General features: G+C 73.3%; 9 protein-coding genes. 7 read left to right on the top strand and 2 right to left on the bottom strand.

What is annotated here, in order from left to right:
* Positions 1-168 precede the first annotated feature (168 nt).
* The 4 genes from rhaI to AB0F40_RS22605 are packed head-to-tail and all read left to right on the top strand — an operon-like array spanning position 169 to position 5,898.
* The gene (rhaI, locus tag AB0F40_RS22590) at positions 169-1,344 is read left to right on the top strand and encodes an L-rhamnose isomerase (RefSeq protein ID WP_357472960.1); all 1,176 of its coding nucleotides are present in this window, start codon (positions 169-171) and stop codon (positions 1,342-1,344) included.
* Complete coding sequence (locus AB0F40_RS22595; protein WP_357472963.1) at positions 1,341-2,318, top strand: alpha/beta hydrolase fold domain-containing protein; 978 nt, start codon at positions 1,341-1,343, stop codon at positions 2,316-2,318. The genes rhaI and AB0F40_RS22595 overlap by 4 nt, the downstream gene beginning before the upstream one ends.
* Positions 2,315-4,402 (top strand): bifunctional aldolase/short-chain dehydrogenase, encoded by a 2,088-nt coding sequence (locus AB0F40_RS22600; protein WP_357472966.1) that lies wholly within the window; start codon positions 2,315-2,317, stop codon positions 4,400-4,402. The genes AB0F40_RS22595 and AB0F40_RS22600 overlap by 4 nt, the downstream gene beginning before the upstream one ends.
* A complete protein-coding gene (locus AB0F40_RS22605) occupies positions 4,399-5,898 on the top strand; it encodes a rhamnulokinase family protein (protein ID WP_357472969.1) in 1,500 nt (499 codons plus the stop codon). Before AB0F40_RS22600 ends, AB0F40_RS22605 begins: the two co-directional genes overlap by 4 nt.
* A gap of 126 nt (positions 5,899-6,024) precedes the next feature.
* Here AB0F40_RS22605 and AB0F40_RS22610 read toward each other — a convergent pair whose 3' ends face one another.
* Complete coding sequence (locus AB0F40_RS22610) at positions 6,025-7,182, bottom strand: substrate-binding domain-containing protein (protein ID WP_357472972.1); 1,158 nt, start codon at positions 7,180-7,182, stop codon at positions 6,025-6,027.
* The gene (locus AB0F40_RS22615; protein ID WP_357472975.1) at positions 7,179-9,203 is read right to left on the bottom strand and encodes a heparinase II/III family protein; all 2,025 of its coding nucleotides are present in this window, start codon (positions 9,201-9,203) and stop codon (positions 7,179-7,181) included. Before AB0F40_RS22615 ends, AB0F40_RS22610 begins: the two co-directional genes overlap by 4 nt.
* A gap of 188 nt (positions 9,204-9,391) precedes the next feature.
* Here AB0F40_RS22615 and AB0F40_RS22620 point away from each other — a divergent pair, with 188 nt between their 5' ends.
* The 3 genes from AB0F40_RS22620 (at position 9,392) to AB0F40_RS22630 (ending at position 13,777) form a co-directional block, all read left to right on the top strand.
* Positions 9,392-10,414, top strand: coding sequence for a hydroxyacid dehydrogenase (locus AB0F40_RS22620; RefSeq protein WP_357472978.1), 1,023 nt, complete (start codon positions 9,392-9,394; stop codon positions 10,412-10,414).
* The gene (locus AB0F40_RS22625; protein ID WP_357472982.1) at positions 10,411-12,414 is read left to right on the top strand and encodes a DUF2264 domain-containing protein; all 2,004 of its coding nucleotides are present in this window, start codon (positions 10,411-10,413) and stop codon (positions 12,412-12,414) included. The genes AB0F40_RS22620 and AB0F40_RS22625 overlap by 4 nt, the downstream gene beginning before the upstream one ends.
* A 67-nt stretch (positions 12,415-12,481) precedes the next feature.
* Complete coding sequence (locus tag AB0F40_RS22630) at positions 12,482-13,777, top strand: extracellular solute-binding protein (protein ID WP_357472985.1); 1,296 nt, start codon at positions 12,482-12,484, stop codon at positions 13,775-13,777.
* Positions 13,778-13,811: the final 34 nt, after the last annotated feature.

Here is a 13,811-nt window from a genome sequence, read left to right on the forward strand (position 1 = left end):
CAGGTGACCGGCGGGGCGAGCTGTCCCGAGCTGCCGTTCACCTGACGTCCTGCCGATCGCGACGCTTTGCCTCCAGCATCCCTTGACCACCTCCCGGTTGCGGAATAGGCTTTCAGTGAATCGTTTCAAGGTGCGTACGAGGGTGTGCGCGGGGAGAGGGAGGACGCCATGGCGGCATCCGTACGGACCGAGGTGGCCAAGGCCGCACTCCGGCAGCAGACGATCGAGCTGCCTTCGTGGGCGTTCGGCAACTCCGGCACGAGGTTCAAGGTCTTCGGCCAGCCGGGCGTGCCGCGCGACCCGTTCGAGAAGCTGTCCGACGCCGCGCAGGTGCACCGGTACACCGGCGTCGCACCGCGGGTCAGCCTGCACATCCCCTGGGACCTCGTCGACGACTTCGGCGTGCTCGCCCGGCACGCCGAGGACCTGGGCGTGCGGATCGGGATGATCAACTCGAACGTCTTCCAGGACGACGACTTCATGCTGGGCTCGCTCGCACACCCCGACCCCCGGGTGCGGGCCAAGGCGGTCGACCACCACAAGCAGTGCATCGACGTCATGCGGGCCACGGGTTCCAAGGACCTCAAGGTCTGGCTCTCCGACGGCCTCAACTACCCCGGCCAGGACTCGATCCGCGCACGCCAGGACCGGATCGCCGAGTCCCTGGCCCAGATCTACGCGGCCCTCGACGACGACCAGCACATGGTGCTCGAGTACAAGTTCTTCGAGCCCGCGTTCTACATCACCGACGTCCCGGACTGGGGCACGTCCCTGCTGCACGTCATGGCCCTTGGCGACCGGGCAAAGGTGGTGCTCGACACCGGCCACCACGCGCCGGGCACCAACATCGAGTTCATCGTGGCGCAGCTGCTGCGCCAGGGCCGCCTCGGCGCCTTCGACTTCAACAGCCGCTTCTACGCCGACGACGACCTCATGGTCGGCGCGGCGGACCCGTTCCAGCTCTTCCGGATCATGCACGAGATCGTGTCCGCCGACGCCCACGCGCCGGACAGCGGCGTCAACTTCATGCTCGACCAGTGCCACAACATCGAGCCGAAGATCCCCGCGCAGATCCGGTCTGTCATGAACGTGCAGGAGGCGACGGCGAAGGCGCTGCTCGTCGACGTCGAGGGGCTCACGGCGGCCCAGCTGTCGGGTGACGTGCTCGGCGCGCACGCTGTTCTCATGGACGCTTACGACACCGACGTCCGCCCGCTCGTCGCCGAGGTGCGCGAGGAGATGGGCCTGGACCCGAACCCGACGGCCGCCTTCGCGGCGTCCGGGTACGCCGAGAAGATCGCCGCCGAGCGTGTCGGAGGCGCCCAGGCCGGGTGGGGCGCGTGAACGTCGCCGTCGGCGACCGGCTGCTGCCGGGCCCGCACGGCGAGCTGCGCGTGCGGGTCTACGAGCCCGCGGCGGACGCCGAGCGGGTGGCCGGCCTGGTGTGGGCGCACGGCGGTGCGTTCATGCACGGCGACCTCGACATGCCCGAGGCCGACTGGGTGGCCCGGAGGCTGGCCGCCGTCGGCGTCGTGGTGGTGAGCGTCGACTACCGGCTCGCGCCAGACCTCGACTACCGCGACCCGGCCGATCCCCGGGCGCCCGGCGGCGCGCGGTTCCCCGTCGCGTCCGAGGAGGTCACCTTCGCCTTCGGCTGGGCGAGGGACGCCGGCCTCGGCGTCGGGCCGGAACGCTGGTCGCTGGGCGGGGCCAGCGCAGGCGGCAACCTGGCGGCCGGCGCGTCGCTCCGACTGCGCGACGCGGGCGGACCGCTGCCACGCTCGATCGTGCTCGCCTACCCCGTGGCGCACTACGAGCTCCCGGCACCGAGCCCGGAGCTCGCCGCGAAGATCGCCGCGCTGCCGCCCGATCGGGACTTCCCGCCCGAGGCGATGCGTGCGATGGGCGCCAACTACCTCGGGCGCGGCGACCTCCCGGTCTCCCCGTACGCCCACCCCGGCGGGCAGGACCTGCGCGGGCTGCCGCCCACGTTCGTCGTCACGTCCGACCACGACGCGCTGCGGTCCTCGGGCGAGGCGTACTGCGCCGAGCTCGCCGCGGCCGGGGTCGACGTGCTGCTCGTCCGCGAGGACAGCACCTATCACGGCCACCTCAACGAGCCGGACACCGCCGGCGCGGCACGCAGCATCGCGCGCATCGCGACCTGGCTCACCGCCGACGGGCTCGTCGGCACGCCCCACGAAGCACCGCACGACAGCAGCTCAACGCCTCCGCCGGCCGAGCTCGCCGGGACCTCGGTCCCGACGAGCTCGACCGGCGAGGAGGCCCCCACCGAGACGGAAGCAGCAGCCCGATGACGAACCAGACTGCCGGCGCGACAGACAACCCGACGGTGACCTCGCTCGTCGCCCGCTCGAACCGGCTGGGCGCCGACCCGAGGAACACGAACTACGCGGGCGGGAACACGTCCGCGAAGGGGAGCTCCACCGACCCCGTGACGGGCGAGCCCGTCGAGCTGCTGTGGGTCAAGGGCTCCGGCGGCGACCTCGGCACGCTCCAGCCCCAGGGCCTCGCGGTGCTGCGGCTGGACCGGATGCGGGCGCTCGTCGACGTGTACCCGGGCCTGGACCGCGAGGACGAGATGGTGGCGGCGTTCGACTACTGCCTGCACGGCAAAGGCGGCGCGGCGCCGTCGATCGACACCGCCATGCACGGCCTGGTCGACGCCGCCCACGTGGACCACCTCCACCCCGACTCGGGCATCGCGGTGGCCGCCGCGGCCGACGGCGAGGCACTCACCCGGGAGATCTTCGGCGACGAGGTCGTCTGGGTGCCGTGGCGTCGCCCGGGCTTCCAGCTCGGCCTCGACATCGCGGCGATCAAGGCGGAGAACCCGCAGGCCATCGGCTGCGTCCTGGGCGGTCACGGCATCACCGCCTGGGGCGACACCAGCGAGGAGTGCGAGGCGCGGTCGCTCGACATCATCCGCCGGGCAGAGGCGTTCATCGAGTCGCGTGCCGCTGCGCGGGACGCGCACCCGTTCGGCGCGGTGCGCCCCGGCTACGAGTCCCTGCCCGACGCCGAGCGCCGGGCCCGTGCGGCGGCGCTCGCACCGGTGATCCGCGGCATCGCGTCGGCGGACGCGCCGCAGGTCGGCCACTTCACCGACTCCGCCGTCGTGCTGGACTTCCTGGCCCGTGAGCGGCTGCTGCCGCTCGCCGGGCTCGGCACGTCGTGCCCCGACCACTTCCTCCGCACCAAGGTGAAGCCGCTGGTCGTGGACGTCCCGACGTCGGCAACCGTGGAGGAGACCGTCGCGGCGCTGCGCGAGGCGCACACCGCCTACCGCGCGGACTACGCCGCCTACTACGAGCGCGGCGCGACGACGGCGCGGGCGCGCGGCGAGGAGCCGCCGGCGATGCGCGGCGCCGACCCGGCGATCGTGCTGGTCCCGGGCGTCGGCATGTTCTCGTACGGGCGCAACAAGCAGACGGCACGGGTCGCCGGCGAGTTCTACGTCAACGCGATCAACGTGATGCGCGGCGCGGAGACGATCTCCACCTACGCGCCCATCGCGGAGGACGAGAAGTTCCGCATCGAGTACTGGGCCCTCGAGGAGGCCAAACTGCGGCGCATGCCCGCGCCCAAGCCGCTGGCGACGCGCGTGGCCCTGGTGACCGGTGCGGCGTCGGGCATCGGCAAGGCGATCGCGCAGCGGCTCGCCGCGGAGGGCGCGTGCGTGGTCGTGGCGGACCTGGACACCGCGAAGGCGACCGCGGCCGCGGCCGAGCTCGGCTCGGCGGACGTCGCCATCGGTGTGGCCATGGACGTGTCGTCCGAGGTGGCCGTGCAGGCGGGGATCCGGGAGGCGGTGCTGGCGTTCGGCGGCGTCGACCTCGTGGTGAACAACGCGGGCCTGTCCCTGTCGCGGTCCCTGTTCGACACCACCGAGGCCGACTGGGACCTGCAGCACAACGTCATGGCCAAGGGCTCGTTCCTCGTCTCACGTGAAGCGGCACGGGTGCTGGTGGACCAGGGGCTCGGGGGCGACATCGTCTACATCTCCTCGAAGAACTCCGTGTTCGCGGGGCCGAACAACATCGCCTACTCCGCGACCAAGGCCGACCAGGCGCACCAGGTGCGGCTGCTCGCCGCCGAGCTGGGCGAGCACGGCATCCGGGTGAACGGCGTGAACCCGGACGGCGTCGTACGCGGGTCGGGCATCTTCGCGTCCGGCTGGGGGGCCAACCGTGCGGCGGTGTACGGGGTGCCGGAGGAGAAGCTGGGCGAGTTCTACGCGCAGCGCACCCTGCTCAAGCGCGAGGTGCTGCCCGAGAACGTGGCGGCCGCCGTGTTCGCGCTGTGCACCTCGGACTTCTCGCACACGACCGGCCTGCACGTGCCCGTCGACGCGGGCGTGGCAGCGGCGTTCCTGCGGTGAGCGCGCCGGGGTTCGTCGCGATCGACCTCGGGGCGACGTCGGGGCGGGTGATGCTCGGAGTGCTCGACGGCGGGCGGGTCGAGCTGGTCGAGTGCGGCCGGTTCCCCAACGGCCCGGTGGACTCCGGCGACGGCCTGCGCTGGGACATCGAGGCGCTGTGGGCCGGGATCCTCGACGGGCTGCGCTCCGCGGGCGCCCTGGCGGAGCGGACCGGGGTAGAGGTCCGCGGGATCGGGGTGGACTCGTGGGCGATCGACCACGGGCTGCTCGGTCCGGACGGTGGGCTCGTGGGCGACCCGTGGTGCTACCGGGACGCCCGGACGGCAGGGGTGGCGGACCGGGTCTACGAGCGGATCTCCTTCGCCGGGCACTACGCCGTCAACGGCCTGCAGCATCTGCCGTTCACCACGGAGTTCCAGCTCGTGGCGGGGGTCTCGACAGGCTCGACCAGCGGTGGAGCAGGCTCGACCGAGTGGGCCCGCGCATCCCGGCTGCTGCTCGTGCCCGACCTGATCACCTACCGGCTGACCGGGCGGCAGGTCGCGGAGGTGACGAACGCGTCCACGACAGGGCTGCTGGACGCGCGGACGCGGACCTGGGCCTCCGGGCTCCTGGACCGGCTGGTCACCGAGTACCCCGGTCTGTCCGGGCTGGGTGATCGGCTCCCGGAGCTCGTGGAACCGGGAACGGTGGTCGGTCCCCTGAGGGACGCGGTGCGCGAGATGACCGGTCTCGGCCCGGTCCCTGTGTTCGCCGTGGCCTCCCACGACACCGCGTCCGCGGTGGTCGGGACGCCGCTGCCAGAGGACGGGGCCGCCGCCTACATCTCCTCCGGGACCTGGTCCCTGGTCGGGGTGGAGCTGCCCGCGCCAGTGCTGACCGACGCGAGCCGCGAGGCGAACTTCACGAACGAGCTCGGCGTCGACGGCACGGTCAGGTACCTGCGCAACGTCATGGGGCTGTGGATCCTGGACGAGTGCATCCGGGAGTGGACGGCAGACGCTTCGCGGGGCGAGGGCCCTCCGGTCGACCTCGGCGCGCTGCTCACCGAAGCGGCGGCCGAGCCGGGCGGCCGGTACCTCCTCGCCGTGGACGGCGATGAGTTCCTGGCTCCCGGCGAGATGCCCGCCCGGGTGCGCGCCGCGATCCGGCGCTCCGGCGCCGAGGTGCCAGAGACCCGGGCGGCACTGGCACGGGTGGTGCTGGACAGCCTGGCGGACACCTATGCCCGGGTTGTCCGGCAGGCCGGCGAGCTGGCCGGGACCGAGATCCGGGCCGTGCACGTGGTGGGCGGGGGGTCGCGGAACGAGCTGCTCAACCGGCTCACGGCGGCGGCGACCGGGCTCCCCGTGGTCGCAGGCCCGGCCGAGGCGACCGCGCTCGGCAACGTCCTGGTCCAGGCGCGCGCGTCCGGCGTCGGGCCGCAGACGCTCGCGGGCCTGCGGACCGTGGTCCGCGACAGCACGGACCTGCAGCTGGCCGGCCCGCTGCCCTGACTCGTCGTACCGAGTACACCGAGTCAGGGCCGCAGGCCTGCCTGCCCTCCCGGGGCGCTGCCCAACCCAGCGGGGGTGTGTTGCGGACAGCGCAACACACCCCCGCGGAGCAGGTCTCCCCCCGGCTCAGGTGCGGGCCGCGGTCGACGCACGCACGATGAGGTGCGGGCTCAGCTCGATGCGGTGCACCGGACGGTCCGCGCCGGTCGCCGGGTCGCTGCCCCCACCGTCGCGCGTGCCGTCGCCGTCCGCCCGCGTGATCCCCAGCCGGCGGGTGAGCAGCTCGACCGCACCCGCGCCGATCGCCGCCCGGGGCGGCCGCACCGCGGTGAGCGGGGGGTCGGCCAGGGCCGCCACCTCGTCGTCGTAGGCGACCACCGCCAGGTCGGCGGGAACCCGCATGCCGCGCTCCTGGGCCTGCTCCACCAGCGAGATCGCCTCCCGGTCGGAGTGCACCAGGAGCGCGGTCGCCCCGGCCGCCGCGCACCTGTCGAGCACCGCCGCGGCCTCGTCGGCCCAGCCGGCGTCGGACAGCGGAACGGTCTTCAGGTCCAGCACGACGTCGAGGCCCAGCTCGTCGGCCACCGTCAGGAACCCGCGCCGGACGGCGGTCGTGTGCGGGCTCGTCCGCGACGTCACGAGCCCCACCCGCCGGTGCCCGCGCTCCGCGAGGTGCCGTGCCGCCGTCCCCGAACCGAGCGCGTGGTCGGTGGCCACCGACTCGAGCGGCTCGTGATACCGCCCTGCCGCCAGCCGCCGTTCCATCAGGACCACCGGCAGGTCCAGGCCGGTGAGCCACTCGCCGAGCTCGGTGGCGTCCGGACCCTCGACGGGCGGTGCGACGAGCAGCCCGTCGACCCCCGGCCCGCCGTCGTCCCCGACGAGGGCCGTGACCTGGCGGCGTACCTGGTCCACGTCGTAGGACGCGCCGCGCAGGATCAGCCGCGCCGCCCCGTGCGCGGCACCCCGGGCCCCGCGGATGACCTCGGGCCAGTAGTAGTCGAGCGACGGCACGACCATGCCGATCGTCGGCAGTCCACCGTCGCCCGACTCCTCCGGCTCGGCGACTCCGGCCGCCCGCGCCGTGCGGGCCGGGATCCGGGCGCCGCCGTGCACCTTCTCCAGCGTGCCCTCGGCGACGAGCAGGGCGAGGTCGCGCCGCACGGTCACCGGCGTCACGCCCAGCACGCGCGACAGATCGCTCACGCGAGCCGACCCGGTCTCGCGTACCCGCGCGATGAGACGCGCCCGACGTTCGCTCGGGAGCGGCGCTTCCTCCGTCATACAACCTCCTGCGATCCGGACCCGGTGGGTCTCATGGTTACCCGGAATGTGCCAGATGGCGCCTCTGTGCGCGCCGTCAGGCGCAACCTGGTCAGGCGCTCGCCCCAGACGGCGGCCAGCTCGGGGTCGTCCAGGTCGCGCACGTCGAGCTCCGCGTCGGCCGCCGCCGGGTCCCAGGTGATGGCGAGCGCGCGGGCCGACGTCGGGCCGCCGTCCCGGCCGAGCCGGCGCGCTCCGCCGTGGTAGGTGGAGCGGACCACTGCGCGGCCGGGCGCTAGCGTGACGTCGCCGGCGAGGAGCCAGTGCCACGCAGTCCGGCCGTCGGCGGTCGTGCCCGCCGCGGCGGGTGCGGCCGTGAAGGCCCAGGAGTCCTCGACCGTGACCGCCGAGGCGGCCCGGTCCAGGACGACCTCGCGCCACCAGAACTCGAGCCCGTCCACGGGATAGGCCCCGCCAAGGTCGACCCGGGCCCGCCAGTGACGGAAGTCCGCCGCGAGAATGACCTCAGGGTCGGTATGGGGCCCGGAACCGTCCCCGATGTCGTTCTCGAGGCGGACCTCGCCCGTGCCGGCGCCGGCCGGGACCTCCGCGGCCTCGAAAGTGCGGGCACCGAACTGCTCGCCCGGCGCCTGCTCGACCCCGCGCACCCGCGGGACGTTGTGCCAGTCGCCGCGGACCATCCACGACGCGTACCGGTCCGGCCCGAAGGTCCCGGCACGGTAGGTGGGCTTGCCGGCGTCGACCACGACGGGGACCCCGTCGAGCGCCACGATGACGGAGCCGACGTCGACGTGGTTGTGGTTCTCTCCGTTGTGGCCGCCCTTCACCGAGACGGCGAGGCCGCGCGTCGTCCCGGCGCTGGACCGTGCCACGGCCACGCCCGTCGACGGGAACACCGCGCTCGGCACCAGTGGCGGCACCCCGGCCGGCGCCAGCGCCGGCACCCCGGCCAACACACCGGCCCAGGCCTGGTCCGACAACATCCGGACCGCACGCGGAAGCGAGGCCCGCTCGTCGAACAGCCCGCCGGGCAGCCCGCGGTACGACATCGCGTGGCGCGCCGCGGCGTCGTCGCCCACGCGCAGGGCCCACGCGTGCACGACGTTCCAGGGCCAGGTCGCGGGCGGCCGCGCGGCGCCGTCGGCCACGTTGACGTACCAGTCGCCGCCGAGGTGCATGGAGTGCGGGAAGGCGACGGTGGCGCGGATGCGGTCGAGCGCCGCCGGCTCCGGCTCGATCCCGGCGAACCCGAGCAGGTCCTGTGCCTCGAGCGCGCGAGCGGCGCCCTGCCACCAGTAGTGGTATCCCTCGTCGACGCCGCCGTCGGCGGGCAGCGAGGCCCAGTAGGCGGCGATCCCCTCCGCGACGAGCGCGGAGAAGGCCCGACGTCGGTCCGGGTCCTCCTCCAGCGCGAGGTTGGCGGCGAGCACGTTGCCCTGGATCCACGGGCTCCAGTTCATGATCGGGTGGTCGACGCCGAGCCACCACCAGTCGCGCCGCTCGGTGAACGGCCGCAGCACTCTTGCCTGCGCCTCCTGCCGGATCCGCCACCGGACGCCGGGTGCCCGCTCGTCGAGCGCCGGCCCGAGCAGGTGGTCGATCCACGCGAGCTGCGCGGCGACCTCGCCGGCCCCGAGGTCGAGGTACGGCTCGGTGACGGTGGGCGTGACCCGGCCGAAACGGTCGAACGTGTCGTCGTGCGCGGCCCAGCACCAGGTCGACAGCTCGCACACCAGGAGCACGCCGTCGACCACCTCGTCGACGCGGTCCGTGCGGGGGTCGAGCAGGGCGGCCAGCGTGGCGCGGGTGAGGCGCGCGTGCCGGGCGGCGACGTGCGCCTCGTAGACAGTGCGGTCACCGTCGCGGAAGAACCGGGCGTACTGCGAGGCGAGGGGCTGTGGCCAGGGGGTACCGCGTTCGGCGTCGGCGGCCGCGAGCGTGGGGCCGCAGTCCGCTGCCACCTGGTCGGATGTCCAGAAGCTCCGGTCGGTGACGTCGGGCGCAGGCAGCCGTGCTGTCATGTGCTCTCCTGCGATACTCGAAGCGGGGTGTTCGAAAATGATCGTATAGGAACTCTTCGAGAAGGTCCAGGGGCTTGCCAAGCGTGCGTTACGTGGGCTTCAATGGGCCATCGTTCGATCGTAGTTGATCGGAACTGTTCGTCTGGGGGTTCAGGCGAACGAGAGACTCGATGGAGAGGAGTGCGGTGGTGCGGCGACCTGAGGTCCTGCTCGTCATGGATGACCGAGCCCGGCGTATGCAGTTCGGTCCTGAGGAGGAGGCCCGCCTGCGTGAGCTCGCGCGGCTCGGCGACCCGGTGCGCGTCACCGCCTATGACACGCCCGAGGCGAAGGAGCGGCTGGCGGACGTCGAGGTGCTCCTCACGTCGTGGGGCGCTCCCCGGGTCACCCCGGACGTGCTCGAGCTCGCGCCGAACCTGCGCGCGGTGCTGCACTGCGCGGGCACGGTCCGGCCGCTGGTGTCCGACGCGGTCTGGGACCGCGGGCTCCTCGTCACGAACGCCGTGGCGGAGAACGCGCTGCCGGTCGCGGAGTTCACGGTGGCCGCGATCTTCATGGCGGGCAAGAAGGCACCGTTCCTCGCCAATATCGCCCGTACCCGGCGGGACGACTGGTCCTACCTCGGCGACCACGACGTGCTCTCCAACCGTGACGGCGTCGTCGGGATCGTCGGCTTCTCCCGGACCGGTCGGCAGGTGGTGGCTCGGCTGACCGTGCCGGGCTCCGGCCCGGAGACCCGCGAGATCCTCGTCGCGGACCCGTTCGCGGACCCCGCCGTCGTGGCAGCGGCCGGTGCCCGGCTGGTGCCGCTCGACGAGCTGCTGTCGGCGTCCGGCATCGTCTCCCTGCACGCGCCCGAGCTGCCCTCGACGCGCAAGCTGATCGGCGCCCGCGAGCTGGCCCTCATGCCGGACGGCGCCACTCTGATCAACACCGCGCGGGGCGCCGTCGTGGACACAGCGGCCCTGGAGCGCGAGTGCGCGACCGGTCGCCTCTTCGCGATGCTCGACGTCACCGAGCCGGAGCCGCTGCCGGCGTCGTCCGTGCTGTACGACCTGCCGAACGTCATGATCACGCCGCACATCGCGGGTTCGCTCGGGACGGAGACGCGGCGCATGACCGCCGCGGCGCTCGACGAGCTGGAGCGGTACGCGCTCGGCGACACGCCGCGGAGCGCCGTGACCCGCGCCGACATGGAGTTCGTCGCATGAGCCGCCACGTGTCAGCACCGCACGCCGCCCCCGACCTGTCCGGGGAGTCCGGGCCCGAGGCCCGCGCCTGGCTCGCCGGCTACGCCGACCGGCTCCTGGCCGGGGTCCGGCCGTACGCCTCGCCGAGCGGCTCGCTCATCACCCTGCCCGGCGAGCCCGGCGGGTACGGCACAGCCGTCGACGGCCTCGAGGGCTTCGCACGCACGTTCCTGCTGGCCGGCTTCCGGCTCGCGGGGGAGGACGGCGCGGATCCGACGGGCCTCGCCGAGCGGTACGCGGCCGGACTGGCCGCGGGCACCGACCCTGCCCACCCGGAGCGCTGGACGCGGCCCGAGGAGCATGGCCAGGCCAAGGTCGAAGCCGCCTCCCTCGCCCTGATCCTCGACATGACGCGCCCCTGGATCTGGGACCGCCTCTCGCCCGACGTGCAGGAACGCACCGTCGAATACCTCGCAGCCGTGGTGGGCGACCCCGACTACCCGGACAACAACTGGGTCTGGTTCCGGCTCGTGGTCGAGACCTTCCTGCGGTCGGTGGGTGGCCCCTTCGCGGCCGACGACGTCGTGCACGACCTCGCCGCGCACGACCGGTTCCACCGCGCGGGTGGCTGGTTCGCCGACGGCCCCGAGCGGAGCTTCGACCACTACGCGGGCTGGGCCCTGCACCTGTACCCGGCCCTGTGGGCGCGGATGTCCGGCGCGGCCGAGGTAGCTGCGGCAGCCGGCGACGACCTGGCGGCCCGGTCCGCGAACGACCGCGCGCACCTGGAGCGCTACCTCGACGACGCGCTGGCCCTCGTCGGGTCCGACGGCGCCCCGCTCATCCAGGGCCGCAGCCTCACCTACCGCTTCGCGGCCGCGGCGCCATTCTGGGCCGGTGCCTTCGCGGGGGTCGGCCGGCCGGGCCAGCTCCGGGAGGCGGCGACGCGCATCGTGCGGCACTTCGCCGAGCACGAGGTGCCGGGTCCGGACGGGCTCCTGACGCTCGGCTGGCACCACCCGTGGCGGCCCATCGCGCAGCGCTACAGCGGCCCCGGATCGCCCTACTGGGCGAGCAAGGGCCTGCTCGGACTGGCGCTCCCGGCATCGCACGAGGTGTGGACGGCCGCGCCGGAGCCGCTGCCGGTCGACGTCGGCGACGTGCTCACCGTCGCGGCAGCGCCCGGCTGGGCGATCAGCGCCACGCGCGACGACGGGATCGCGCGCGTGATCAACCACGGCACCGACCACGCACTGCCGGGTTCCGACGGCGGTGACTCGCCCCTGTACGCGCGCCTCGGCTACTCGACGGCGACGTCGCCGCTGCTCGACGCCGAGGCGTGGCAGTCCCCGTTGGACCAGTCGGTGACGCTCCTGACGATGACGGGCGAGGCAGCTCACCGCACAGGCTTCACCCCCCTCTCCGTTGAGTGCGGGGTATCTGCGCCCTCGGAACGTTTCGACGGCGCAAATACCCCGCACTCAACGGAGGCGGCCGTGGTCGGGTCCGTCGCCGACGTGCACTGGGTCGAGGCCGATCTCACCGCTCCGGACCATGGGTCGGGGCGACCTGGCGTGGCCACTCCCGCCGGGCGGATCACCACCGTCTCGATCGTCCGCGGCGCCTGGGAGGTACGGCTGGCGCGGGTCTCGGAGAGCTCCGCCGACGCCGTCGCGCTGCGGATCGGCGGCTGGGCCGCCGGCCCGGGACTCGTCTCGACCCTGGTCCCGCTCCTGGGTGAGGTCGCCCCGGTGTGCGGCGAGACGACGTCCGACGACGCCACGCCGCTGGCCGGCCCGACGACCACACCCTGGTCGCGGTACGCGCCGGTCCCCGACGGCTGGACCGCCGTCGGCATCTATCTGGCGCGCACGCCCCCCACCCCACCCCACGACGTCCTTGCTTCGCGGCGGAACGCCGAAGGGGCCCGGGGGACCGGGCGACCGCGTCTCGAGCTCACCGCCGGACAGGCCGTCGTGACCTGGCCGGACGGGGGACAGACCACGGCAACCCTGCCCTGACACCCGCGCGTCCTGGTGGTCACCACCGGGGCGTCGGAGGAACGAAATCACTCGAAGGAGAGTAGAGATGAACCGCAAGATCATGAGTGCGGTCGGCGTAGCCGCCGCCGCGTCGCTGGCCCTGACGGGGTGCGGCGCAGAGGCCGAGCCGGAGGCCGCCGACGGTCCCGTCACCATCAGCCTGGCCGGCTGGGACTTCGCGTCCACGCCGGAGTTCCAGACGCTCGCTGACGCCTATCACGAGGCCAACCCAGACGTCACCGTGGAGCTCAAGGAGTACCCGGCGGGTGACGACTACGACACGGCCCTCACCGCCGACCTCTCCGCCGGTGCCGCGCCGGACGTCTTCATCGTGAAGAACCTGAAGAACTACGTCACGTTCACCGAGGGCGGCACGCTGCTCGACATCTCGGACGTGGCGGCGGAGCTCGACCCGGCGACGGGTGGCCTGGAGCCGATGTCGGTCGACGGCGTCACCTACGCGGTGCCCTACCGCCAGGACTCGTGGCTGCTCTACTACAACAAGGCGCTGTTCGAGAAGGCCGGCGTCGACCTGCCCGACGGGTCCTGGACCTGGGACGACTACGCCGCCGCGGCGGAGGAGCTGACCACCGGCATCGACGAGAAGCAGGTCACCGGTACCTACCTGCACAGCTGGCAGTCCACCGTGCAGGGCTTCGCGCTCGCGCAGACCGAGGGCGCCTCGATCGACGGCGGCGACTTCTCGTACCTCGCGCCGTACTACGAGCGTGAGCTCGCGACGCAGGAGGCCGGCGCGCAGCCCAGCTACGCGACGGTCACCACGAACGAGCTGACCTACCAGGCCCAGTTCGGCACCCAGAAGGCGGCGATGATGCCCATGGGCTCCTGGTACATCGGCACGCTGGTCGCCGAGCAGGAGTCGGGCGCCGCGGAGAAGTTCGAGTGGGGCATCGCGCCGATCCCGCAGCTCGACGAGTCGACGACCGGCACAGAGAACACGCCGGTCACCTTCGGCGACCCGACGACGATGGGCATCAACGCCGGGATCGACGAGTCGAAGATCGCGACCGCCAAGGACTTCCTGAAGTTCGCCGCCGGCCCGGAGGGCGCTGCCGCGCTCGCCGAGATCGGCATCACGCCGGCCCTGATCGACGAGGCCGTGGCCGACGCGATCTTCTCGCTGGAGGGTGTGCCGCAGGACGACCTGTCCCGCTTCGCCTACACCACGCACGAGACGCTGCCGGAGAACCCGGTGGGTCAGAACACGGCGTCCATCCAGACGATCCTGGGCGAGATGCACTCGGCGGTCATGTCGGAGTCCACCCCGGTGGACGAGGCGATCACCGAGGCTGAGGAACGCGTCGCCAACGAGGTCGGCTGACCGCTCCCCCGGTCGTGGGCGCGACGTCGCGCCC

The sequence above is a fragment of the Promicromonospora sp. NPDC023987 genome (assembly GCF_040639055.1).
Taxonomy (GTDB): domain Bacteria; phylum Actinomycetota; class Actinomycetes; order Actinomycetales; family Cellulomonadaceae; genus Promicromonospora.

What these genes read in the sequence shown, in the direction of transcription:
- rhaI (WP_357472960.1), top strand. Translation starts at nt 169, where the DNA reads ATGGCGGCATCCGTACGGACCGAGGTGGCCAAGGCCGCACTCCGGCAG.
- AB0F40_RS22600 (WP_357472966.1), top strand. Translation starts at nt 2,315, where the DNA reads ATGACGAACCAGACTGCCGGCGCGACAGACAACCCGACGGTGACCTCG.
- AB0F40_RS22610 (WP_357472972.1), bottom strand. Translation starts at nt 7,182, where the DNA reads ATGACGGAGGAAGCGCCGCTCCCGAGCGAACGTCGGGCGCGTCTCATC.
- AB0F40_RS22615 (WP_357472975.1), bottom strand. Translation starts at nt 9,203, where the DNA reads ATGACAGCACGGCTGCCTGCGCCCGACGTCACCGACCGGAGCTTCTGG.
- AB0F40_RS22625 (WP_357472982.1), top strand. Translation starts at nt 10,411, where the DNA reads ATGAGCCGCCACGTGTCAGCACCGCACGCCGCCCCCGACCTGTCCGGG.
- AB0F40_RS22630 (WP_357472985.1), top strand. Translation starts at nt 12,482, where the DNA reads ATGAACCGCAAGATCATGAGTGCGGTCGGCGTAGCCGCCGCCGCGTCG.